The following is a 20,671-nucleotide window of genomic DNA, read 5'->3' on the forward strand; positions in this document are numbered from 1 at the left end:
CCCGGTTACATTCCGAACCCGGAAGCTAAGCCCTCCAGCGCCGATGGTACTGCACTCGGGAGGGTGTGGGAGAGTAGGACACCGCCGGACTTCTTCTAGTTGTAGGCCACCCGATTTCGGGTGGCCTACAACTGTTTCCCCCGACCACAACTGTCACCTTCGCAATGATTCGGCGTTGATCAAGAGATTCGGGTCAACCTTGCCAAGGAAACTTGACCTAAACCTCTTGATCAACGCGAGAACGAGCGCGCGTGGATAAGGGCTAGTCGCGGGTCTGAATGGTTTCCCGGATCTTTCGCAACAGGCCGGCGGACTCGGTGACGTCCCGACCCGAGAACATCGCCAGAGCCACACTGCCGTGGTCAGCCCACCCGCAGACGGTCAGATCACCGTCCTCGGCGCTGGTCGTACCGCATTTCATGGTGCCGCCCAGCTTCCCGGCAGGCACCTCACGGATCCCGGTAACGGCACCACCCTCGTCTGACAACAACTCGAAGAGCGTGTCCAGGTCGTGCTCCGGACGCAGCAACAAGGTCGTACCGCCGAAGAGCAGCACCGTACGTTGTGCATCGGCGGGATCGGAATAGACCGCCCCGATGCTCCGGTCCACCTCGATGTCGGCAACGAAGCCGCTACGGAGGTAGTCGGCAGTGGTTCGAGCCCGCTCACTGTCGTCCCGGACCAGTCCGGCGACCTGTGCCGGTGCTTCCAGTTGAGCGTCCTTCTGGTCAGCCACGCGCCAACCGACAGCGCCCAGCCCGCCAGCCGCGACCAGGCTCACCAGCAACGCCGACCCGAGCAGGATCCGACGGCGGCGCGAAGCGCCACGGACCGGTGGGCGGTCATCGTCGTCGGGCTCCCGCCAGGCCACCAACTCGTCGGGCTCGGTGGCCGGGTCGGCCGGCTCGTGGGAGACATCCACCGGTAGCGGATCGGTGGCCGGACGGCCCCCAGGGGTGTACGCGTCGGACATAGCCGTCACCGTACGGCAAGCAGTGGTGGTGCGCGCCGGCTCCTGGAATGCGCTCCGTAGACTTTACGGGTGACCGAGAGACTGGATAACCACCACAACGTGCCCCCGACCCTGTCCGCCCAGTACCAGCCGGGCGAGGTAGAGCTGCGACGGTACGAGCAGTGGGTAGCCGCCGGTCACTTCCGAGCGTCGGCCGACAGCAACAAGCCGCCGTACACCATTGTCATTCCCCCGCCAAACGTGACCGGCTCCCTGCACATGGGGCACGCGCTCGACCACACCGTCCAGGACGCGTTGATCCGGCGTAAGCGGATGCAGGGCTTTGAGGCGCTGTGGCAGCCGGGCATGGACCACGCCGGCATCGCCACCCAGAACGTCGTGGAGCGTCAGCTCGCGGCACAGGGGCTCTCCCGCCACGACCTCGGACGGGAGAAGTTCGTCGAGCGGGTCTGGCAGTGGAAGGCGGAGTCCGGCGGCAGGATCCTGGGCCAGATGCGCCGGCTCGGTGACTCGGTGGACTGGGACCGCGAGCGCTTCACCATGGACGAGGGCCTGTCCCACGCCGTACAGACGATCTTCAAGAAGTTGTATGACGACGGCCTGATCTACCGTGCGGAGCGCATCATCAACTGGTGCCCGCGCTGCCTGACCGCGCTGTCGGACATCGAGGTCGAGCACACCGACGACGACGGTGAGCTGATCTCGATCCGCTACAGCGACGACGTGGTGGTGGCCACCACCCGGGCCGAGACGATGCTCGGCGACACCGCGGTGGCGGTGCACCCGGACGATGAGCGTTACCGGCACCTGATCGGCACCGAGGTCGAGCTGCCGCTGACTGGCCGACGGATTCCGATCGTCGGTGACCAGCATGTCGACCCGTCGTTCGGCACCGGCATGGTGAAGGTGACCCCGGCGCACGACCCCAACGACTTCGAGATCGGGCAGCGGCACAGCCTCCCGTCCCTGACGATCATGGACGAGCGGGGCGTCATCACCGCGCCCGGACCGTTCGAGGGCCTGGACCGCTACGAGGCCCGGCCGGCGATCGTCGCCGCGCTGCGCGAGCAGGGTCGGATCGTGGCGGAGAAGCGGCCGTACGTGCACGCGGTGGGGCACTGCTCCCGGTGCCGTACGACGGTGGAGCCCCGGCTGTCGTTGCAGTGGTTCGTCAACACCGGCCCGCTGGCCAAGGCAGCCGGCGACGCGGTCCGGGACGGCCGGGTGCGCGTCGAGCCGGAGGACATGACCAAGCGCTACTTCGCCTGGGTCGACAACATGCACGACTGGTGCATCTCGCGCCAGCTCTGGTGGGGTCACCGGATCCCGGTTTGGTACGGCCCGGACGGCGAGACGGTCTGCGTCGGGCCGGACGAGCAGCCGCCCACCGGACCGGGCTGGCACCAGGACCCGGACGTGCTGGACACCTGGTTCTCCAGTGGGCTGTGGCCGTTCTCCACGCTGGGCTGGCCGGAGCGGACTCCCGACCTGGCCAAGTTCTATCCGACCAACGTGCTGGTGACCGGCTACGACATCCTCTTCTTCTGGGTCGCCCGGATGATGATGTTCGGGCTGTACGCGATGGACGGCCAGGCACCGTTCGACACGATCGTGCTGCACGGCCTGGTCCGGGACCAGTTCGGCAAGAAGATGTCCAAGTCACGGGGCAACGTGGTGGACCCGCTGGACTGGATCGACCGGTTCGGTGCTGACGCGACCCGATTCACCCTGGCCCGGGGTGCCAACCCCGGTGCCGACGTGCCGGTGAGCGAGGACTGGGTCCAGGGCTCCCGGAACTTCTGCAACAAGCTGTGGAACGCCACCCGGTTCGCGTTGATGAACGGTGCCCACGTCGAGGGCCCGCTGCCCGAGCCGAGCCAGCTGTCGACCGTGGACCGGTGGATCCTGTCCCGGCTACAGCACGTGATCGCCGAGGTGGACGAGCAGTTCGAGGCGTACGAGTTCGCCAAGGTCTGCGACGTGCTCTTCCACTTCGCCTGGGACGACGTGTGTGACTGGTACGTGGAGTTGTCCAAGCCCGTACTCGCTGGTGGGGGTGAGCCGGCGGCAGTCACCCAGCGGGTGCTGGGGCATGTGCTGGACCAGTTGCTCCGCCTGCTGCACCCGATCGTCCCGTTCGTCACCGACGAGCTGTGGACCGCCCTGACCTCGGGTTCGGCCACGGACAACGACTCGACGGTGATGGTCGCGGCGTGGCCGGTGACCGAGCCGGCGCTGGTCGACGACCCAGCCGAGGCGGAGGTGGTCGCGCTTCAGCGGGTGGTTACCGAGATCCGCCGGTTCCGGTCCGACCAGGGGCTGCGGCCCGCCCAGCGGGTGGCGGCCCGACTGGATGGGTTGACCGTTGCCGGCATCGCCGCGCACGAGTCGTTGATCCGGTCCCTGGTTCGGCTCGACGAGGCTGGGACGGAGTTCCAGGCCAGCGCCACGCTGGCGGTGCCCGGTGGGGTGACCGTGGCCCTGGACACCCGGGGGTCCATCGACATCGCGGCCGAGCGGGCCCGACTGACCAAGGACCTGACGGCTGCCGAGAAGGAGGTGACCCAGGCCCGGGCGAAGCTTGACAACCCGGCATTCGTGGGCAAAGCCCCCGAACCGGTGGTCAACAAGATCAAGGACCGGCTGGCCGCTGCTGAAGCGGACATCGCCCGGATCACCACCGCATTGGAGGCACTGTCGTCGTGACCGATCGCGCGGAATTCGCCAGGATCGACGCGGAGCTGTCCGAGCGGGGTTTCACCCGGATGGTCTTTGACCTGGGCCGGATCGAGCAACTGCTCGACCTGCTCGGCAGCCCACAACGGGCCTACCCATCGATCCACCTGACCGGCACCAACGGCAAGACCTCGACCGCTCGCATGATCGACTCACTGTTGCGGGCGTTCGGGCTGCACACCGGCCGCTACACCAGCCCGCATCTGGAGACGGTACGGGAGCGGATCAGCCTCGACGGTGAGCCGGTCAGCGAGGAGCGGTTCGTCGCGACGTATCGCGAGGTCGCCCCGCTGGCCGCACTGGTCGACCAGAAGTCCGGCGAGCCGTTGACGTACTTCGAGATGACCACGGCGTTGGCGTTCGCGACCTTCGCCGATGCCCCGGTCGACGTCTCCGTCGTCGAGGTGGGGCTGGGCGGGGCGGAGGACGCCACCAACGTGCTCAGCGCCGGGGTATGCGTACTCACCCCGATCGGGCTCGACCACACCGAGTGGCTCGGCGACACCGTCGAGGACATCGCGCTGGCCAAGGCCGGCATCATCCACCCCGGTGCCACCGTCGTACTGGCCGCGCAGGAGGAGGAGGCCGCCCGGCCGATCCTGGAACGCTGCGTGGAGGTGGGGGCCACCGTGGCCCGGGAGGGCAGCGAGTTCGGCGTACTGCGCCGGGCGGTCGCCGTCGGCGGTCAGGTGCTCACCCTGCAGGGCCTGGGCGGGGTGTACGAGGACGTCTTCATCCCGCTGCACGGGGCGCACCAGGCGCAGAACGCGGCGGTGGCACTGGCCGCCGTGGAGGCGTTCCTCGGTGCCGGGGCCAACCGGCAGATCGTTGTCGACACGGTCCGGGAGGGCTTCGCGGCGGCGAGTTCCCCCGGGCGGTTGGAGCGGGTCCGCAGCGCGCCGACGATCCTGCTCGATGGCGCGCACAACCCGCACGGGATGGCCGCCACCGTCACCGCATTGCAGGAGGAGTTCGCCTTCAGCCGCCTCGTCGCCGTGGTCGGTGTGCTGGCCGACAAGGACGCCGAGAGCCTGCTGGAACTGTTGGAACCGGTGGTCGACGCGATCGTGGTCACCCGTAACACCTCGCCACGGGCGATGCCGGCCGAAGAGCTGGCCAGGCTGGCCGGGGAGGTGTTCGGGCCGGACCGGGTCGAGGTGGCACCGGAACTGCCCGACGCGATCGAAGTCGCCGTCGGGCTCGCGGAAACCGACGTCCAGGGCGAATTGAGCGGGGTGGGGGTGCTGGTCACCGGTTCGGTGGTGACCGTCGCCGACGCCCGACGGTTGTTGAAGAAGTGAGCACCGAAGTGACCGGATCGCAGTCCGCACCAGACGACCCACAGGCCGTGCCGGGGAACGCGTCGGACGACCCGCAGGCCGTACTGGAGAACGCGTCGGAGGATTCGTCGGGCGATTCCTCCGGGGTTGGCGGCCGCCGGTCGGGGCTGAAGAATCCGGTCGGGGCGGCGCGGAGCCTGGGTGCCGCCACCCTGGGTTTGGAGGCGCTCGTCCTACTGCTGGCCATCCAGCCGATCCGGCTGGTCGGCGGGGACCTGAGCGGCATGGCGGTTGCTGTGATCGTCGCCCTGGCGGTGGCGGCGGTGGTGCTTGCCGGGATGATGCGTCGGCCCTGGGCCTGGCACGTCGCGACCGTACTGCAGGGCCTGCTGATGCTTTCCGGGTTCCTGCACTGGTCGTTGGGTGTGCTGGGGTTCATGTTCGGCCTGGCCTGGGTCTACGCGCTGCATGTCCGGCGGGTCATCCTGGCCTAGGCGAGAGCCGCGGGCTCAAGGCGGCACCAGGCGAGAGTCGCCGCCCCAAGGCGGGACCAGGTGGGAGTCGCCGGCCCTAAGGCGAAGGTCACGGGCCCCACGGGCGAAGGCCGCCGGACGGGAGGATTCGTCCGGCGGCCTTACTGTCTGGACAGGTGAAAGTCACAGACTGCCTGTACAGGTGAGGGTCACCAGGGTTCGGCGCCCTCCTCACTGAAGAAACCAGCCGTCGGGCCGTCGTCAGGCAGGGTGGCGAGCCGGATCGCGGCGATCGCCCCCTGAGCCGGGGTACGCGGTCCGGCGTGCCCGTTCAGATCGGTCGCGCAGTATCCGGGGTCGGCCGCGTTCACCTTGATCGGCGTGTCCCGCAGTTCGTTGGCGTACGAGACGGTGACCGCGTTGACCGCGCTCTTGGACGAGTTGTACGCAAGCAGTGGGAACAGCGCGTACGGGCCCTGCGGGTCGCTGGTGATGGCGAGGGAACCCAGGCCGCTGGAGAGGTTGACGATGCGCCCGGCCGCCGATCGGCGGATCAGCGGCAGGAGCGCGTTGGTCACCGCCACCACGGCGAAGACATTGGTGGCGTAGGTCCGTTCCAGCAGCTCCACCGGCACCTGGCTGGGCTTCTGACCGCCTTCGAGCAGGATGCCGGCGTTGTTGACCAGGATGTCCAGCCGGCCGTATTCCCGTTCGATGCGGGCGGCGGCGGCCGAGACCGACACCGGATCGGTCACGTCCAGTTGCAGCGGCACGGCGGTGATTCCCTCGGCGGCCAGCTTCTCAGCGGCAACTGTGCCGCGTTCCACGTCGCGTGCGCCAACCAACACGGTGACACCGGTCGCGCCCAGCCCACGCGCAATCTCGTGGCCGATTCCCTTGTTGGCCCCCGTCACGAGGGCGATCTTCGGTTCGTTCATGCGCCCAGCCTGCGGCGCGTTCGACCCAGTGAGGAGAGACCGGCTCAACCACGGATTGGCGGTCCCTGGTTGAGCATCGGCGAACCACCGAGAATGGACGGCATGAACCGCCCCCAACTAGCCGAGTTCCTGCGCAGTCGGCGGGCCAGCGTGCAGCCCGGCGATGTGGGACTGGCCGCCGGAACCCGGCGTCGTACCCCCGGCCTGCGTCGTGAGGAGGTGGCCCGGCTCGCCGGCATCTCGGTGGACTACTACGCCCGGCTGGAGCAGGCGCGCGGTCCGCGGCCGTCCCGTCAGGTGCTGTCCGCGTTGGCCCGGGCGTTGCGGCTGTACGACGCGGAACGTGCCCACCTGTACCACCTGGTCGGTGAGGTTCCCGCCCCGCCGAGCGGCCCGAGCCCCGACGTGCCCGCTGGCGTGCTACACCTGCTCGACCGGCTCGACGACACGCCCGCCTATGTCATCGACATGAAGTACGAGATCCTGGCCTGGAACCGGATGGCCGCCGCCCTGCTGGGAGACCCGTCCGCGTGGCCGACCGACCGGCGCAACATCGTGTGGAACTTGTTCACCGGCGAGCACTCCGATTTGGCCCTGAGCGAACCACAGTCCTCCGCGTTCGCCGACGAGTGCGTGGCCGAACTGCGGGCGGCTGCGGCGCTGTACCCGGAGGACCCGGGCATCCATCAGCTGATCGCCCGGCTGCGCTCGGCGAGCCCGGAGTTCGTGCGCCGCTGGGAACAGTTGCGGGTGTGCGTACGGCGGGGCTCGACCACGAAGCAGGTCCGTCACCCGATGGTGGGTGAGTTGACCCTGGAGTGCGAGGTGTTGGACATCGCCGGACACGGGCAGCGGCTGATTATCTACAGCGCTGTGCCGGGTAGCCCCTCGGCGGAGGCCCTGGCGTTGCTCGGTGTGGTGGGCACCCAGTGGATGGCCGACCAGACCACCTGAGCAGTGGTTAGACCTGTGCTGGTCCCGGTTGGCCGACCGGACGGTCCCGCCATTGGGTCAGGGCGATGCCGTGCCCGTCTGGGTCACGGAACGCGGCGGCCCACAACTCCAGCTTGGCTCCCCGGTTCACCGCCCGAGGCGCGTAGGTGAACCGGACGCCCTTGTCCTTGAGGTTCTCGTAGACCGCCTCGAGGTCGTCCACCTCCAGGTTGAGGTGGACGAGTCGGCGGTTGATCGGGGCGGCTTCCGGGATGGCTCGGAGCACCAGGCGGGTGGAGTTGGAGGCCAGTACGGCGTTGCCCTCGCCCCCGTCGATTTCGAAGAAGCCGAGCATGTCGCGGTAGAACCGGACTGATCGGTCGAGGTCGGTGACCAGCAGGGTGATGCCGACCCCCTGGAACGGGCCGGCTGCGCCCGCCGCCGCTCCCGAGGTGGGACCGATCAGGTCGGCGAGGATCACATCCTCGTCGTCGGCCGGGTCGGGCCGGTCGGATTCCGGTGTGGGATCGGTGTCGTAGGCCGAGACGAGGTCGACAAGGTCGGCCAGGTCGTCGTCGTGGAGTTCGGAGTCCCGGGAGCTACCAGAATCGGTCGCCGAACCCGGTTCGGCCTGGACGTCATGCCGTCGGGTGCTGTCGTCCTGGACATCATCGGCCTGGACATCGTCGGGCTCGACTGCGTCGCGCCGGGTGCTGTCGGGCTGGACGTCATCGGCCTGGACATCGTCGGGCTCGACTTCATCGCGTCGGGTGTCGGGCTGGACTTCGTCGAGCCGGACCTCGTCGACTTCCTGCCGGGAGGCCGGTGTCGGGCCCGGCTCGTCGAGGTCGGGACTCGTCCGTGGGCGACGCGGCAGGGGAGGCGGGGTGGGGGTCTCGACCAGGGTGCCCTCCAGCACGATCGTGCCGCCGGCGGTCTGACGTACGACCACCGGGTCTTCCCGCTCCCGTAGCCCACCCCCCAGGTCGTCGGTGAGGTCGACGGGCATTGGGCCCCTGGGCGGCGGGCTGCTCGGGTAGCCGTCGTCCGGCCGGGGGCGTGCCCATGGCGGCGCGTCCTCTTCGAGCAGAACGTCGTCGGCCAGTGGTTCCAGGTCGTCGAACTCGGGTGGCAACTCGTTGGCAGCAGCGGCTTCGGTGTGGGTGGGCACGTCGTCCCAGAGGATACGAAGGTGCCGATGGTCGTCGATGGCGATCTTGATGGGTAGCGTCTGCCCCGCGACGGGCCACTTGGCGATCGGCACCCGGGGCTCGATGATCTTTTTGGATCGGGGTGGCAGTCCCGGGGCGTCGATGACGATCTGCAGCTCGCATCGGCCGAAGGAGTATGCCGTGGGTGGCTCGGAGGCGCTGTGCACATGGGCGATGCCGGTGACCCAGGCCCGGCCGCCGGTGCGTACCACGACCAGGGCGACAGCCAGGACCAGCAGGGCGACCCCGAGGGCGACGATGGACCAGCTGGTCATGCCGAGGCCGAAGAGGGTCACGAAGGTGGCGACGGTGCCCAGTACCGCAGCGATGAGCTTGCGTACGGGTGCGATCGGTCGGCTTCTGCCATTCGCCACAGTGGACCTCCCTGGTTACTGCCAAGGCTAGGCCCGGCCCGCAGCCGATGGGAAGTAAGAACGGTACGAATAGTGGGCGCGCCGTCGTAACCGGGCGGTGATCGCGAGGATCTCAGCCAGGGTGATCGGGGATGATCGCGACCGCCGCACCCGAGGTCAGTTCGGGTCGATAGGCTGACATCGTCCAAGCCGTACCCCCCACCCCACCAGGAGGAATCAGCGTGTCCACCAGCAGCTCGGACGAGCGTACGCTCGTATTGATCAAGCCAGACGCGGTCCGGCGTGGCCTGGTCGGCGAGATTCTCGGCCGGTTCGAGCGTAAAGGCCTGAACGTCGAGGCCATGGTGCTGCGGGGCATGGACGCCGAGCTGGCCGACCAGCACTACGCCGAGCACGTCGACAAGGACTTCTACCCGCCGCTGAAGACCTTCATGACCGGCGGCCCGCTGGTTGCGCTGGTGCTCTCCGGTGACCAGGTGATCGAGGTGGTACGCGGCCTGATCGGTGCCACCGACGGGCGTCGGGCCGCCGCCGGCACGATCCGGGGGGATCTCTCCATGTCCAACCGCGAGAACCTGGTGCACGCCTCGGACTCGGTCGACAGCGCCAAGCGCGAGATCGCCCTCTGGTTTCCCGAGCTGGGCTGACCTTCCCCGAACTGGGCTCAGCTGACGAGCCGAGCCGAGCCGAGTCGAGCCGAGTCGAGCTGAGTTGAGCTGCGTCGATCTGACGAACTGGCCGGCCGGTCCATGACGACCAGCCGGCCAGCTCACCCCCGTACCGCTGCCGAGAGACCCGGCAGTGGTCAGACCGTGACCGGCGGCTGGGTTCGCGAGGTCACGGCGACTCGGTTCCACACGTTGATGGTGGCGATGGCGAGAACGAGGTCGGCTACCTCCTTCTCCGACCACACCTTGGTGGCCTGCTCCCACACCTCGTCGGGCACGCCGTGCTCACCCAGCCGGGTCACCGCATCGGTGAGCGCCAGCGCGGCGCGTTCCCGCTCGTCGAAGAAGGGGGCCTCCCGCCAGGCGGCGACCGCGAACAGCCGTCGACTCGACTCGCCCGCCCCCAGGGCGTCCCGGCTGTGCATGTCGACGCAGTAGGCACACCCATTGATCATCGACGCCCGGAGCTTCACCAGCTCCAGGACGGTGTGCTCAACGTTCGCGCGGACGTACTTCTCCAACCCGAGTACCGCCTGGAACCCCGCCGGCGCCACCGCTGCCATGTCGATTCGCTGCTCCATGAGCCTCTCCTCTGCCCGTTGACTACCTCGGGAGGACGGGATGTCGGCCGGATTCGTGACCGGAGGCCACTGTGATCCCGGTCATGTCCGGCTCGGAGCGAGCCCGTCAACGGTTGGGTGATTACTCGGCGGCGGGGTCGCCGGGGCGTCGAGTACGCTGGAACATCGAAAAGGCGATGACCCGGCCATCACCGGTGAGCCTCCGGAAGAAAAGGACGGATCCACCGCGCGCGGTGGTCAGCCGGCCCGAGTAGAACCGGACGGGTCCGGCCCGTCACAGCCGGCCAACGAGCGGGCGGTCGATCTCGACCGTCAAGCGGGGTGGTACCGCGGGCTCGCGGCACGCCGGTCGGCGTACCGTGTGGCTCGTCCTCGCAGACCACGGACAGTGAGCTGCACGAGGAGAGCGACCAGCGATGGCGTACCCCAAGAACGTCCCCGACGGCACGGGCGTGCCGGCCAGTCCTGACCTGCCCGGGGTCGAAAATCGAGTGCTCGACCACTGGACTGCGGACAAGACCTTCGAGGCGAGTGTCGAAAGTCGGGACGCCGGCCCGGACGGCAACAACGAATTCGTCTTCTACGACGGTCCGCCGTTCGCCAACGGGCTGCCGCACTACGGGCACCTGCTCACCGGCTACGCCAAGGACGTGATTCCGCGCTACCAGACGATGCGGGGCCGGCGGGTCGAGCGGCGGTTCGGCTGGGACTGCCACGGTCTGCCCGCCGAGGTGGAGGCCGAGAAGCAGCTCGGCATCACCACCAAGGCCGAGATCCTCGACCTCGGCGTCGACCGGTTCAACGACGCGTGTCGCACCTCGGTGCTGACCTACACCCAGGACTGGGAGCGGTACGTCACCCGGCAGGCCCGCTGGGTCGACTTCAGCAACGACTACAAGACGCTCGACCTGGACTACATGGAAAGCGTCATGTGGGCGTTCAAGACGCTGCACGCCAAGGACCTGGTCTACGAGGGCTTCCGGGTGCTGGCGTACTGCTGGCGGTGTGAGACGCCGCTGTCCAACACCGAGACCCGGATGGACGACGTCTACCGGGACCGGCACGACCCGACGCTGACCGTCTGGTTCGAGCTGGCCGCCGACGAGAACGCCCCGGAGCTGCTGCGCGGGCCGCTCAAGGTCGGCGTCTGGACCACCACGCCGTGGACCCTGCCGTCCAACCTCGCGCTCGCCGTCGGCCCGGACATCGAGTACGCGGTGCTGGAGCGCACGGCCTCGTCCGACAGCTCGTCCGACAGCGAGCCGAGCGGCGAAAGGTACGTCGTCGGCGCGGCGCGGCTCGGGGCGTACGCCAAGGAGCTGGAGGGCTACCAGCAGGTCGGCACGGTCTCCGGCCGGGACCTGGTGGGCCGCCGCTACACGCCGCTCTACGACTTCCTGGTCGAGCAGGCCGGGGAATGCGCCTACCAGGTGCTCGGGGCGGACTTCGTCACCACCGAGGACGGCACCGGGGTCGTGCACCTCGCCCCGGCCTTCGGTGAGGACGACCAGAACGTCTGCAACGCCGCCGGCATCCCCACCATCGTCACCGTCGACGACCACACCCGGTTCACCGCGCTCGTCCCGCCGTACGTCGGCGAGCAGGTCTTCGACGTCAACAAGCCGATCATCCGGGAGCTGAAGGACCGGGGGGTGGTGCTGCGGCAGGACACCTACACCCACTCGTACCCGCACTGCTGGCGGTGCGACACCCCGCTGGTCTACAAGGCGGTCTCCTCCTGGTTCGTGGCAGTGACGAACTTCCGCGACCGGATGGTCGAGCTGAACCAGCAGATCAACTGGACCCCGGCGCACATCCGGGACGGTTCGTTCGGCAAGTGGCTGGCCAACGCCCGGGACTGGTCGATCAGCCGGAACCGGTTCTGGGGCTCGCCGATCCCGGTGTGGAAGTCCGACGACCCCAACTATCCCCGGGTCGACGTGTACGGCTCGCTGGCGGAGCTGGAGCGCGACTTCGGCGTACGGGTGACCGACCTGCACCGGCCGGTGATCGACGAGCTGACCCGGCCCAACCCGGACGACCCGACCGGGCGCTCGACCATGCGCCGGGTGCCGGAGGTGCTGGACTGCTGGTTCGAGTCCGGTTCGATGCCGTTCGCCCAGGTGCACTACCCGTTCGAAAATCGGGAGTGGTTCGAGCACCACTACCCGGGGGACTTCATCGTCGAGTACCTGCCGCAGGTGCGGGGCTGGTTCTACACGATGCACGTGCTGGCCACCGCGCTGTTCGACCGGCCGGCGTTCCGCAACGCGATGGCGCACGGCATCGTGCTCGGCTCGGACGGGCGCAAGATGTCCAAGAGCCTGCGCAACTATCCGGACGTCTACGAGATGTTCGACAAGTACGGCTCGGACGCGATGCGCTGGACGCTGATGAGTTCACCGGTGCTGCGCGGCGGTGACGTGGTGGTCAGCGAGACGGTGATCCGCGACTCGGTACGCCAGGTGCTGCTGCCGCTGTGGAACGTCTGGTACTTCTTCTCGCTCTACGCCAACGCGGAAGGCTACTCCGCGTCCCGGCGTACCGACTCCAGCCACCTGCTCGACCGGTACGTCCTGGCCAAGACCGGTGAACTGGTCACCACGGTGCAGGCCCAGCTCGACGCGTACGACATCTCGGGCGCCTGCACCACCGTGCGAGCGTTCCTCGACGCGTTGACCAACTGGTACGTGCGCCGGTCCCGGGATCGGTTCTGGACCGGCGACCGGGACGCCTTCGACACGCTTTACACCGTGCTGGAGACCGTCTGCCGGGTGGTGGCCCCGCTGGCGCCGCTGACCGTGGAGGAGATCTGGCGCGGGCTGACCGGGGAGCGGTCGGTACACCTGACCGACTGGCCGTCGGCCGACGAGTTCCCGGCCGACCGCGACCTGGTGGCCGCGATGGACGCCACCCGAGACGTGTGCTCGGCCGCGCTGTCGCTACGCAAGGCGAAGGGGCTGCGGGTACGGCTGCCGCTGTCCACGCTGACCGTGGCCAGCCCGGCAGCGGACACCCTGGCCCCCTTCGGCGACCTGATCGCCGACGAGGTCAACGTCAAGGCGGTGGACTTCACCACCGACCTGGGCAGCCACTGCCAGCAGGTGCTCACCGTGGTGCCCCGGGCGCTCGGCCCCCGGGTCGGCAAACAGGTGCAGTCGGTGATCAAGGCTGTGAAGGCGGGGGACTGGTCACTCGTCGACGGCGCGCCGGTCGCGGCCGGCGTACGGCTGGCCGAAGGCGAGTACGAGCTGCGCCTGGTCGCCGCCGACGCGGAGCAGTCGGCTCCATTGCCGGGTGGCGAGGGGGTGGTGGTGCTGGACACCACGGTCACCGCCGAGCTGGCGGCCGAGGGGCTGGCCCGGGACGTCGTACGGGTGGTGCAGCAGGCCCGCCGGGACGCCGACCTGGACGTGTCGGACCGGATCGAGGTGACGCTCGCCGCCTCGCCGGAGGTGCTGGCAGCCGTGCAGACGTACCGGGACTTCCTGGCCCGGGAGGTGCTCGCCGACTCGGTGACCTTCGCTGACGCGGTCGACGGGTTCACCGGCGAGGCTGGCGAGGGCCAGTCCGTGACGGTCGCGGTGCGCCGCGTCTAGGTGGGTACCGTCGCGGTGCGCCGCGTCTAGGTGGGTACCGTCGCGGTGCGCCGCGTCTAGCCGGTTAGGAAGGGCCCCTTGCAAGGCAAAATGCGATAACAAGGGGCCCTTCCTAACTGCGAAACCGGGAGACGCCACTGGCGATGCCCGGGTCTACAGGATGCTGTCCTAACATCGTTGCGACGGCGAGGGCCGTCGCGACCGGCGGGCCGGCGCTTACCAGGGGAGGCCGCGTGCCGCTGCTCTACACCATCGGCAAGCTCACTGTCGGTAACGCGATGCGGCTGGGTTGGCGTCCGAAAGTGGAAGGGCTGGAGAATGTGCCCCAGACCGGCGGCGCCATCTTCGCCGGTAACCACCTCTCCGTCGCCGACGAACTCTTTCTGGGTGCCGCCGTCCCGCGTCACCTCGCGTTCTGGGCCAAGGCGGAATACTTCGTCGGTAAAGGGCTGAAGGGCTGGGTGAGCAAGTCGGTCCTCACCGGGCTGGGCGCGATCCCGGTGGAGCGGCGTGGCGGACGGGCCGCCCTGGCGGCGTTCGATGGGGCGATCCCGGTGCTGAAGGCGGGCGATCTCGTCGCCCTCTACCCCGAGGGCACCCGATCCCCGGACGGGCGGCTCTACCGGGGGCGTACCGGCGTTGCCCGGTTGGCACTGGCCGCCGGCGTTCCGGTGATCCCGGTGGGGGTGCTCGGCACCGAGAAGGTCCAGCCGATCGGACAAGTGCTGCCCCGGCCCTTTACCGGGCCGGTCACGGTGCGTTTCGGTAAGCCGCTCGACTTCACCGACCGTCCCGACGACCGCACCTCCCTGCGTCAGATCACCGACGAGATCATGGCGGAGATCCAGCGGTTGACCGGGCAGGAATATGTTCCCCGGTACGCCCCGCGCAAGGGCGAGTCAGCCCCTGGTGCGACGCCGACCGAACCGGGCCCCGAGGTCGGCTGACCGGTCAGGGGGCGCGGGAGCCACGCTCCTTCTCCTGGGCGGCCATCGCCGACACGTCGGCACGCCGTTCGAGCTGCCGTACCGAACGGAGCATCCGGACGTTTCCGTGCAGTCGCGCCTGGTCTCGATCCACGAACATCCAGTACCCGGCGGTGTAGGGGCACGCGTCGCCGCCGAGCCCGAGTTTCGGGTCGTAGCGGCAGCTCGCGCAGTAGTCACTCATCCGCTTGATGTACTCCCCGTCGGCCGCGTACGGCTTGGTGGCCATCTTGCCGGGATCGGCGTACTGGCTGGTGCCGGCAAGATGAGGCAGCGGGCCCGCACCGCATCGGCGTCGAGGTCGGTGAACCACTCGGGTACGGAGCGGCCGAGCGGATGGTTGCCGGCGCGGTGACCGGCGTTGAAGTACCAGTAGAGATTCCAGACGAAGTCTCGCCAGCCGAGCAGTTGACGGATGAACCCCTCCACACTGGAGAGCGGGGCGAAGCCGTCGCGATAGGCCTGCTCGGCCTCGCGGATCGCCTCCATCGGGTCGAGTAGCCCCAAATTGAACGAGGAGGAGAGGGCGCTGTGCGCCATGAACGGGTCGGTCGAGAGCATGGCGTCCTCGTACGGCCCGAACATCGGTAGTCGGTACCGGATGAAGTGGCGTAGCCGGACGAGCGCCTCGGCGCGGGTGGCCGGGAACAGCCGGGGGCCGTCATGCCCGACGAACTGGATGCCTTCCGCCGCCCACGTGTCGAGGTCGCGGCGGACCTCGGCGTCGATCTCGTCCTCCTGCGGGATCGGTGGCGACGGTATGTCGAGCCGTGCCGGGTTTCTCGGCGGCTGTTGTCGATTGCGGACGTCGAGGTTCCATCTCCGGCCGCCCACCGGTTCGGTGTCGTCGGTCAGCACGCCATGTTGCTGGCGGGCGTGTTGGTAGAAGTCCTCGATCCGTAGCGTTCCACGCCGCTCGTCCGCCCAGCCGGCGAAGTCGGCAGGGCTGGTGACGAAGCCACGCGGTGCCAGCATGGTGACGCTGTCCAGGTTTCGGACCAGGTCCCGGGCTCGCCGCGAGGTCGGGTGGCAGACGTCGACCGGATCGTCGAACTGGCGGAGCGCCTCTCGAAAGGTCTCGGCCCGTAGGTGTATCGCTTGGTCGGGCAGTTCGGCCGCACGATGACGCAGGGCGGAGAGGAGCAGGTGGGCGCGTTGTCGATGGAAGGGGCGACGGCGGAAGACCGCCTTCGACTCCACCAACAGCACCGGTTGGTGCGGGGCATCGAGGAAGTGCGGGCCGAGTTGGTCAGCGAAGATCCAACGCCGCAGCATCAGCAGATTGTGCCCCGTGCAGTGACGGCCGTTGCGTCCCTTCTGACCACAGAGCGTGTGTTTGCGGTCACATTTTTGGAACGGTTCAATTCCAGCTTCGGGAGATGATGCTGTCGCGTAGGTCGGGCAGCCGTTCTGCGCTGTCGTCCAGGGACAGTTTGGTGAACAGCGCCGTACCGATACTGCCGTGGTCGGCCCAGGTGCAGGCCACAACGGCTGTCCCGTCCGCCCGACCGGTGCCGCAGCGCTGGTGCTCGCCCCGGATGCCGGTGTCGTACGTGCGGATGTTGGTGAGCCCGTACTGGCTGGTCAGCCGGGTGAACTCGGTGTCGAGATCCTTGTCGGGACTGAACCGGAATCCGGTGACCCCGAAGACCGTCACTGTCTTGCCCCGAGAGTCCGTGTAGACGCCGGCAAAGGTGCCCTCGGCGAGCCAGTTCGTCGTTCGCATGTCCGTCTTGAGCTGCTGCACGGTCTGCTTACTGGTGGCATCGTCCCGCAGCTTCAGCCCGGTCAGCTCCGTCGGTAGCGTGGCCGATGCTGGATATTGGTCCCACATGGGTTTGCCGAAATAGGCGGGGCAGCCACAACAGCAGGCAATCATCAGCAGCATCACCCAGGGCCAGCGGCGGCGGCGTCGCCGGGGTTTGGGTGGCGTGGGCCAACTCGGTGGGGCCGCCGGAGGACTGGCGGGTGGCGGGGCGCTGTAACCGCCGCGGCGGCCGCGGTTCGATTGTCGGGGCGGCGCTGGCGCGGTTGGCGGGGGTGATGGGGGTACCGCCGGAAATGATCGGGTCGGTGGCAGTGCCACGTGCGGTCGTGAGGTAGGTGGTGCCGCGTGTGGTGGTGGTGGTGGTACAGGCGGTCGTGAGGTAGGTGGTGCCGCGTGTGGTGGTGGCGCAGGCGGTGCCGCGTGTGGTCGTGAGACAGGCGGAGGCCCGGCAGGTAACGGCCGGGTTGGTGGTAGCGGCTCGGCCGGCGGGTACACCTCAGGATGGCCGGCCCACAGGTCGGCGGCGGAGTCCGCCCAGGGATCCACCGGTACGGCGGTTTCGGTCGCGTGCTCATCGAGCGGCAGCGCCAACGTCGGATTAGGTGGCGGCGGGACCACGTTGTCCGAGCCGAAGGCGGACCGCCCCCGACGCTTGCCGGCCTGAGGTGGTGGGACCTGCGCCGAGCCGGTCCAGCGGGACACCACGACCTCAGCCGTGGTGGCCGGCGGGTCGGAAGCGATCGCCGGCTCGTCGGGCTCACGCGGACCGTCAATGGTGGTCGGCCGATCAGACTCGGCCGGCCCATCAGACTCGGTCGGCCCATCAGAGGCGGTCGGCCCATCAGAGGCGGTCGGCCCATCAGAGGCGGTCGGCCGGTCGGACGCGCTTGGCCCGGCAGGCGTGGTTGGCCCGTCGGATGGGCTCAGACCGTCAACGACGGTCGGGTCGATTCGGGAAACGGTCGGCATGACCGATTCATCCGAAGTGTTGGGCCGTGGCGTGGAATGCCCCGGGGTCTGGGCGGCCGGTTGGTCGTTCTCCGGCTGCGGCTCCGGCATCGCGGCAATCTCCTCTCGCGCCCGTACGAGGTTAGTACCGCCACGCGAGCATCTCTCGGTACCGAACGGCAAGCGTACGGTGCCTGCCGGCAACCGGCGTCGGTCCGCGTACCCTTGGGCATCATGAACGTCGCGTCGACCACGCCGGGCAAGCCGGTGACGAACTCCGTCTGGCCTCAGCTTGAGTCGCTGCTGCCGCAGGTGAGCAAGCCCATCCAGTACGTGGGCGGCGAGCTGGGTGCGGTGACGAAGGACTGGGATGCGGCGACCGTGCGTTGGGCGCTGATGTATCCCGACGCGTACGAGGTGGGCCTACCCAACCAGGGTGTGCAAATCCTCTACGAGGTGCTCAACGAGCAGCCCGACGTGCTCGCCGAGCGGACCTACGCGGTCTGGCCGGACCTGGAGAAGCTGATGCGCACCCACGGCGTGCCACAGTTCACCGTTGACGCGCACCGACCGGTCCGCGCCTTCGACGTCTTCGGCATCTCGTTCTCCACCGAACTTGGCTACACCAACCTGCTCACCGCGATCGACCTGGCCGGCATTCCACTGCTGGCCGCCGACCGGACCGACATCGACCCGGTGATCGTGGCCGGTGGACACGCCGCGTTCAACCCCGAGCCGATCGCCGACTTCGTCGACGCAGCGGTGCTCGGTGACGGCGAGGAAGCCGTACTTGAGATCACCGGGATCGTCCGGGAGTGGAAGCTCGAGGGCTCGCCCGGTGGTCGGGACGAGTTGCTGCTGCGACTGGCCCGTACGGAGAGCGTCTACGTACCGCGGTTCTACGACGTGGACTACCTGCCCGACGGGCGGATCCAGCGGGTCGTGCCGAACCGGGCGGATGTGCCGTTTCGGGTACACAAGCGCACCACGATGGATCTGGACGCCTGGCCGTACCCGAAGAAGCCCCTGGTCCCGCTCGCCGAGACGGTGCACGAGCGGTACGCCGTGGAGATCTTCCGGGGCTGCACCCGGGGCTGCCGATTCTGTCAGGCTGGCATGATCACCCGTCCGGTACGGGAGCGGTCGATCACCACCGTGGGGCAGATGGTGCAGCAGGGGCTGGAGTTCTCCGGCTTCCACGAGGTGGGGCTGCTGTCGCTGTCGTCGGCGGACCACTCGGAGATCGGCGACATGTGCTCCGGGCTGGCCCAGCAGTACGAGGGCACCAACGTCTCGCTGTCGCTGCCGTCGACCCGGGTCGACGCGTTCAACATCGACCTGGCCCAGGAGTTGTCCCGCAACGGTCGACGGACCGGTCTGACCTTCGCCCCCGAGGGCGGTTCGGAGCGGATCCGCAAGGTCATCAACAAGATGGTGTCGAAGGAAGACCTGATCCGCACCGTCGTGACCGCCTACACCAACGGCTGGCGGCAGGTGAAGCTCTACTTCATGTGCGGCCTGCCCACCGAGACCGACGAGGATGTCCTCGAGATCGCCGACATGGCGCACGAGGTCATCAAGGCCGGCCGCGCGGCCACCGGCTCCAAGGACATCCGGTGCACGGTGTCGATCGGTGGCTTCGTGCCGAAGCCGCACACCCCGTTCCAGTGGGCACCGATGGAGCGGCCGGAGGTCATCGACGGCCGGCTGAAACTGCTCAAGCAGGCGATCAACGCCGACCGGTCCCTGGGGCGGGCGATCGGCTACCGCTACCACGACGGTGAGCCGTCGCTGATCGAAGGGCTGCTCTCCCGGGGCGACCGGCGCGTCGGCGCGGTGATCCGCAAGGTCTGGGAGAACGGCGGCCGGTTCGACGGGTGGAGCGAGCACTTCTCCTACCAGCGTTGGGTGGACGCTGCCGCCGAGGTACTGCCCACCTTCGGGGTCGACCTGGACTGGTACACCACCCGCCGGCGCGACGAGCTGGAGGTCCTGCCCTGGGACCACCTCGACTCCGGGCTGGACAAGGACTGGTTGTGGCAGGACTGGCAGGACGCACTGTCGGAATACGAGCAGGACGACTGCCGCTGGACGCCGTGCTTCGACTGCGGAGTCTGCCCCGCGATGGACACCGAGATCCAGATCGGGCCCACCGGGCAGAAGCTGCTGCCGTTGACCCCGGTCAACCAGGGCCTGCGGCTGCCGGCCGGCACCGGTAACTGACCTAGCCGGTACGCCTCGACCACCGGTTGGGGCGTACCAGACCGGCTGTCCGACATCCGGTTGGTGCCTATTCGTCCGACCGGCCGATGCATAATCGGCCGGCCGGTTGACGGGAAGCTGACCGGTTGCGGGAGGATGATCCGGTCAACCGACTTCCGAGGAGCACGACGATCAGTAGGAAACCACAGCCGGAGGGCGGCCAGGCGCCGGTCGTGCAGCGAATCCGGATCAGGTACGCCAAGCGCGGCCCGCTTCGCTTCACCTCGCACCGGGACTTCGCCCGGGCCTTCGAGCGCGCGCTGCGCCGTGCCGGCGTACCCATAGCGTTTTCCCAGGGGTTCACCCCCCATCCCAAAATTTCGTACGCCAGCGCGGCCCCCACCGGGGTGGCCAGCGAGGCGGAGTATCTCGAAATCGGCCTGCGTGAGCCGGTGGATCCGGCGGCGCTGCGGACCGCGCTCGACGCCGCGCTCTCGCCCGGCCTGGACGTGCTGGATGCGGTCGAAGCGCGAGGCGGCAGCCTGGCCGACCGGATCGAGGCGTCCCACTGGCGGATCGAGTTGCTCGGTGTCGACCCCGATGTCCTCCGGCAGGCCGTGACGGCGTTCCAGGCCGCATCTGAGGTGCTGGTCGAACGGATGACCAAACAGGGCCGACGGACGTTCGACGCGCGCGGTGCGGTCGACCGGATAGCTGTGGTTGATCCGTCCGAGGCACCTTCCGGGGTCACAGGCATACCGTGTGCGATACTCGACCTAGTCGTGCGGCAGGTCACCCCGTCCGTTCGACCCGATGACGTCCTTTCCGGCCTCCGCGTGGTGGCTGACCTGGCGCCGCCGGCACCGCCAAGGGCGACCCGCCTGGCACAGGGCACGTTGACCGCGCAGGGGGAAATCGTTGATCCGTTGGAGGCGGATCGCGATGGGGCGACCATCGGTGAACGCTAGCCAGTTTCGGCCAGCGCTCAGCTAGTCAGACTT

The 20,671-nt window shown here is 68.6% G+C and carries 16 protein-coding genes and 1 rRNA gene; 10 read left to right on the forward strand and 7 right to left on the reverse strand.

What is annotated here, in order from left to right; genetic code table 11:
• A 5S ribosomal RNA gene (gene rrf, locus ACWDV4_RS17160) occupies window positions 1–90 on the forward strand; the annotation flags it as partial.
• Between the two features lie 172 nt (window positions 91–262).
• Here rrf and ACWDV4_RS17165 read toward each other — a convergent pair.
• Entirely contained in the window at window positions 263–973 is a 711-nt protein-coding gene (locus ACWDV4_RS17165; protein ID WP_449979661.1) for a hypothetical protein, read from the reverse strand.
• 69 nt (window positions 974–1,042) lie between these two features.
• Between ACWDV4_RS17165 and ACWDV4_RS17170 the strand changes: the two genes are divergently transcribed.
• The 3 genes from ACWDV4_RS17170 to ACWDV4_RS17180 all read left to right on the forward strand — a co-directional run bounded on the left by ACWDV4_RS17170 (window position 1,043) and on the right by ACWDV4_RS17180 (window position 5,483).
• Window positions 1,043–3,679: a valine--tRNA ligase gene (locus ACWDV4_RS17170; RefSeq protein ID WP_449979664.1), complete on the forward strand. Its 2,637-nt coding sequence runs from the start codon at window positions 1,043–1,045 to the stop codon at window positions 3,677–3,679.
• A gap of 59 nt (window positions 3,680–3,738) precedes the next feature.
• Window positions 3,739–5,010 (forward strand): bifunctional folylpolyglutamate synthase/dihydrofolate synthase, encoded by a 1,272-nt coding sequence (locus ACWDV4_RS17175; protein WP_449980063.1) that lies wholly within the window; start codon window positions 3,739–3,741, stop codon window positions 5,008–5,010.
• Window positions 5,011–5,093: 83 nt separating this feature from the next.
• Complete coding sequence (locus ACWDV4_RS17180; protein ID WP_449980066.1) at window positions 5,094–5,483, forward strand: DUF4233 domain-containing protein; 390 nt, start codon at window positions 5,094–5,096, stop codon at window positions 5,481–5,483.
• A gap of 188 nt (window positions 5,484–5,671) precedes the next feature.
• On the opposite strand, the gene ACWDV4_RS17185 is transcribed toward ACWDV4_RS17180, so the two are convergent.
• Window positions 5,672–6,400, reverse strand: a complete 729-nt coding sequence (locus ACWDV4_RS17185) for an SDR family oxidoreductase (protein ID WP_449979666.1) — start codon at window positions 6,398–6,400, stop codon at window positions 5,672–5,674.
• Window positions 6,401–6,502: 102 nt separating this feature from the next.
• Between ACWDV4_RS17185 and ACWDV4_RS17190 the strand changes: the two genes are divergently transcribed.
• On the forward strand, window positions 6,503–7,354 hold the full coding sequence (locus ACWDV4_RS17190; RefSeq protein WP_449979669.1) for a helix-turn-helix transcriptional regulator: 852 nt from the start codon (window positions 6,503–6,505) through the stop codon (window positions 7,352–7,354).
• A gap of 7 nt (window positions 7,355–7,361) precedes the next feature.
• On the opposite strand, the gene ACWDV4_RS17195 is transcribed toward ACWDV4_RS17190, so the two are convergent.
• Window positions 7,362–8,918: a VOC family protein gene (locus ACWDV4_RS17195; RefSeq protein ID WP_449979671.1), complete on the reverse strand. Its 1,557-nt coding sequence runs from the start codon at window positions 8,916–8,918 to the stop codon at window positions 7,362–7,364.
• Window positions 8,919–9,139: 221 nt separating this feature from the next.
• Here ACWDV4_RS17195 and ndk point away from each other — a divergent pair, with 221 nt between their 5' ends.
• Complete coding sequence (gene ndk / locus ACWDV4_RS17200) at window positions 9,140–9,565, forward strand: nucleoside-diphosphate kinase (protein WP_449979673.1); 426 nt, start codon at window positions 9,140–9,142, stop codon at window positions 9,563–9,565.
• Window positions 9,566–9,723: 158 nt separating this feature from the next.
• Here the strand turns inward: ndk and ACWDV4_RS17205 are convergent, their stop codons facing one another.
• Window positions 9,724–10,167: a carboxymuconolactone decarboxylase family protein gene (locus ACWDV4_RS17205; RefSeq protein ID WP_449979676.1), complete on the reverse strand. Its 444-nt coding sequence runs from the start codon at window positions 10,165–10,167 to the stop codon at window positions 9,724–9,726.
• Between the two features lie 416 nt (window positions 10,168–10,583).
• Here ACWDV4_RS17205 and ileS point away from each other — a divergent pair, with 416 nt between their 5' ends.
• Together ileS and ACWDV4_RS17215 are read left to right on the forward strand one after the other, a co-directional pair.
• Complete coding sequence (ileS, locus tag ACWDV4_RS17210; RefSeq protein WP_449979679.1) at window positions 10,584–13,766, forward strand: isoleucine--tRNA ligase; 3,183 nt, start codon at window positions 10,584–10,586, stop codon at window positions 13,764–13,766.
• 233 nt (window positions 13,767–13,999) lie between these two features.
• Complete coding sequence (locus tag ACWDV4_RS17215; protein ID WP_449979682.1) at window positions 14,000–14,713, forward strand: lysophospholipid acyltransferase family protein; 714 nt, start codon at window positions 14,000–14,002, stop codon at window positions 14,711–14,713.
• Between the two features lie 4 nt (window positions 14,714–14,717).
• On the opposite strand, the gene ACWDV4_RS17220 is transcribed toward ACWDV4_RS17215, so the two are convergent.
• The 3 genes from ACWDV4_RS17220 to ACWDV4_RS17230 form a co-directional block, all read right to left on the reverse strand.
• The gene (locus tag ACWDV4_RS17220; RefSeq protein ID WP_449979685.1) at window positions 14,718–14,981 is read right to left on the reverse strand and encodes a hypothetical protein; all 264 of its coding nucleotides are present in this window, start codon (window positions 14,979–14,981) and stop codon (window positions 14,718–14,720) included.
• Window positions 14,933–16,027, reverse strand: coding sequence for a cryptochrome/photolyase family protein (locus ACWDV4_RS17225; protein ID WP_449979687.1), 1,095 nt, complete (start codon window positions 16,025–16,027; stop codon window positions 14,933–14,935). The genes ACWDV4_RS17220 and ACWDV4_RS17225 overlap by 49 nt, the downstream gene beginning before the upstream one ends.
• Before the next feature lie 85 nt (window positions 16,028–16,112).
• Window positions 16,113–16,586 carry a hypothetical protein gene (locus ACWDV4_RS17230; RefSeq protein WP_449979690.1) on the reverse strand — a complete coding sequence of 158 codons (474 nt, stop codon included), beginning with the start codon at window positions 16,584–16,586 and terminating at the stop codon, window positions 16,113–16,115.
• Window positions 16,587–17,702: 1,116 nt separating this feature from the next.
• Here ACWDV4_RS17230 and ACWDV4_RS17235 point away from each other — a divergent pair.
• Both ACWDV4_RS17235 and ACWDV4_RS17240 read left to right on the forward strand, forming a co-directional pair.
• Window positions 17,703–19,691, forward strand: coding sequence for a TIGR03960 family B12-binding radical SAM protein (locus ACWDV4_RS17235; RefSeq protein ID WP_449979693.1), 1,989 nt, complete (start codon window positions 17,703–17,705; stop codon window positions 19,689–19,691).
• 212 nt (window positions 19,692–19,903) lie between these two features.
• Entirely contained in the window at window positions 19,904–20,638 is a 735-nt protein-coding gene (locus ACWDV4_RS17240) for a TIGR03936 family radical SAM-associated protein (RefSeq protein WP_449979695.1), read from the forward strand.
• Window positions 20,639–20,671 lie beyond the last annotated feature (33 nt).

Source organism: Micromonospora sp. NPDC003197, assembly GCF_053590565.1.

What these genes read in the sequence shown, in the direction of transcription:
- ACWDV4_RS17165 (WP_449979661.1), bottom strand. Translation starts at nt 973, where the DNA reads ATGTCCGACGCGTACACCCCTGGGGGCCGTCCGGCCACCGATCCGCTA.
- ACWDV4_RS17175 (WP_449980063.1), top strand. Translation starts at nt 3,739, where the DNA reads ATGGTCTTTGACCTGGGCCGGATCGAGCAACTGCTCGACCTGCTCGGC.
- ACWDV4_RS17185 (WP_449979666.1), bottom strand. Translation starts at nt 6,400, where the DNA reads ATGAACGAACCGAAGATCGCCCTCGTGACGGGGGCCAACAAGGGAATC.
- ACWDV4_RS17190 (WP_449979669.1), top strand. Translation starts at nt 6,503, where the DNA reads ATGAACCGCCCCCAACTAGCCGAGTTCCTGCGCAGTCGGCGGGCCAGC.
- ACWDV4_RS17205 (WP_449979676.1), bottom strand. Translation starts at nt 10,167, where the DNA reads ATGGAGCAGCGAATCGACATGGCAGCGGTGGCGCCGGCGGGGTTCCAG.
- ileS (WP_449979679.1), top strand. Translation starts at nt 10,584, where the DNA reads ATGGCGTACCCCAAGAACGTCCCCGACGGCACGGGCGTGCCGGCCAGT.
- ACWDV4_RS17220 (WP_449979685.1), bottom strand. Translation starts at nt 14,981, where the DNA reads ATGGCCACCAAGCCGTACGCGGCCGACGGGGAGTACATCAAGCGGATG.
- ACWDV4_RS17225 (WP_449979687.1), bottom strand. Translation starts at nt 16,027, where the DNA reads ATGCTGCGGCGTTGGATCTTCGCTGACCAACTCGGCCCGCACTTCCTC.
- ACWDV4_RS17230 (WP_449979690.1), bottom strand. Translation starts at nt 16,586, where the DNA reads ATGTGGGACCAATATCCAGCATCGGCCACGCTACCGACGGAGCTGACC.
- ACWDV4_RS17235 (WP_449979693.1), top strand. Translation starts at nt 17,703, where the DNA reads ATGAACGTCGCGTCGACCACGCCGGGCAAGCCGGTGACGAACTCCGTC.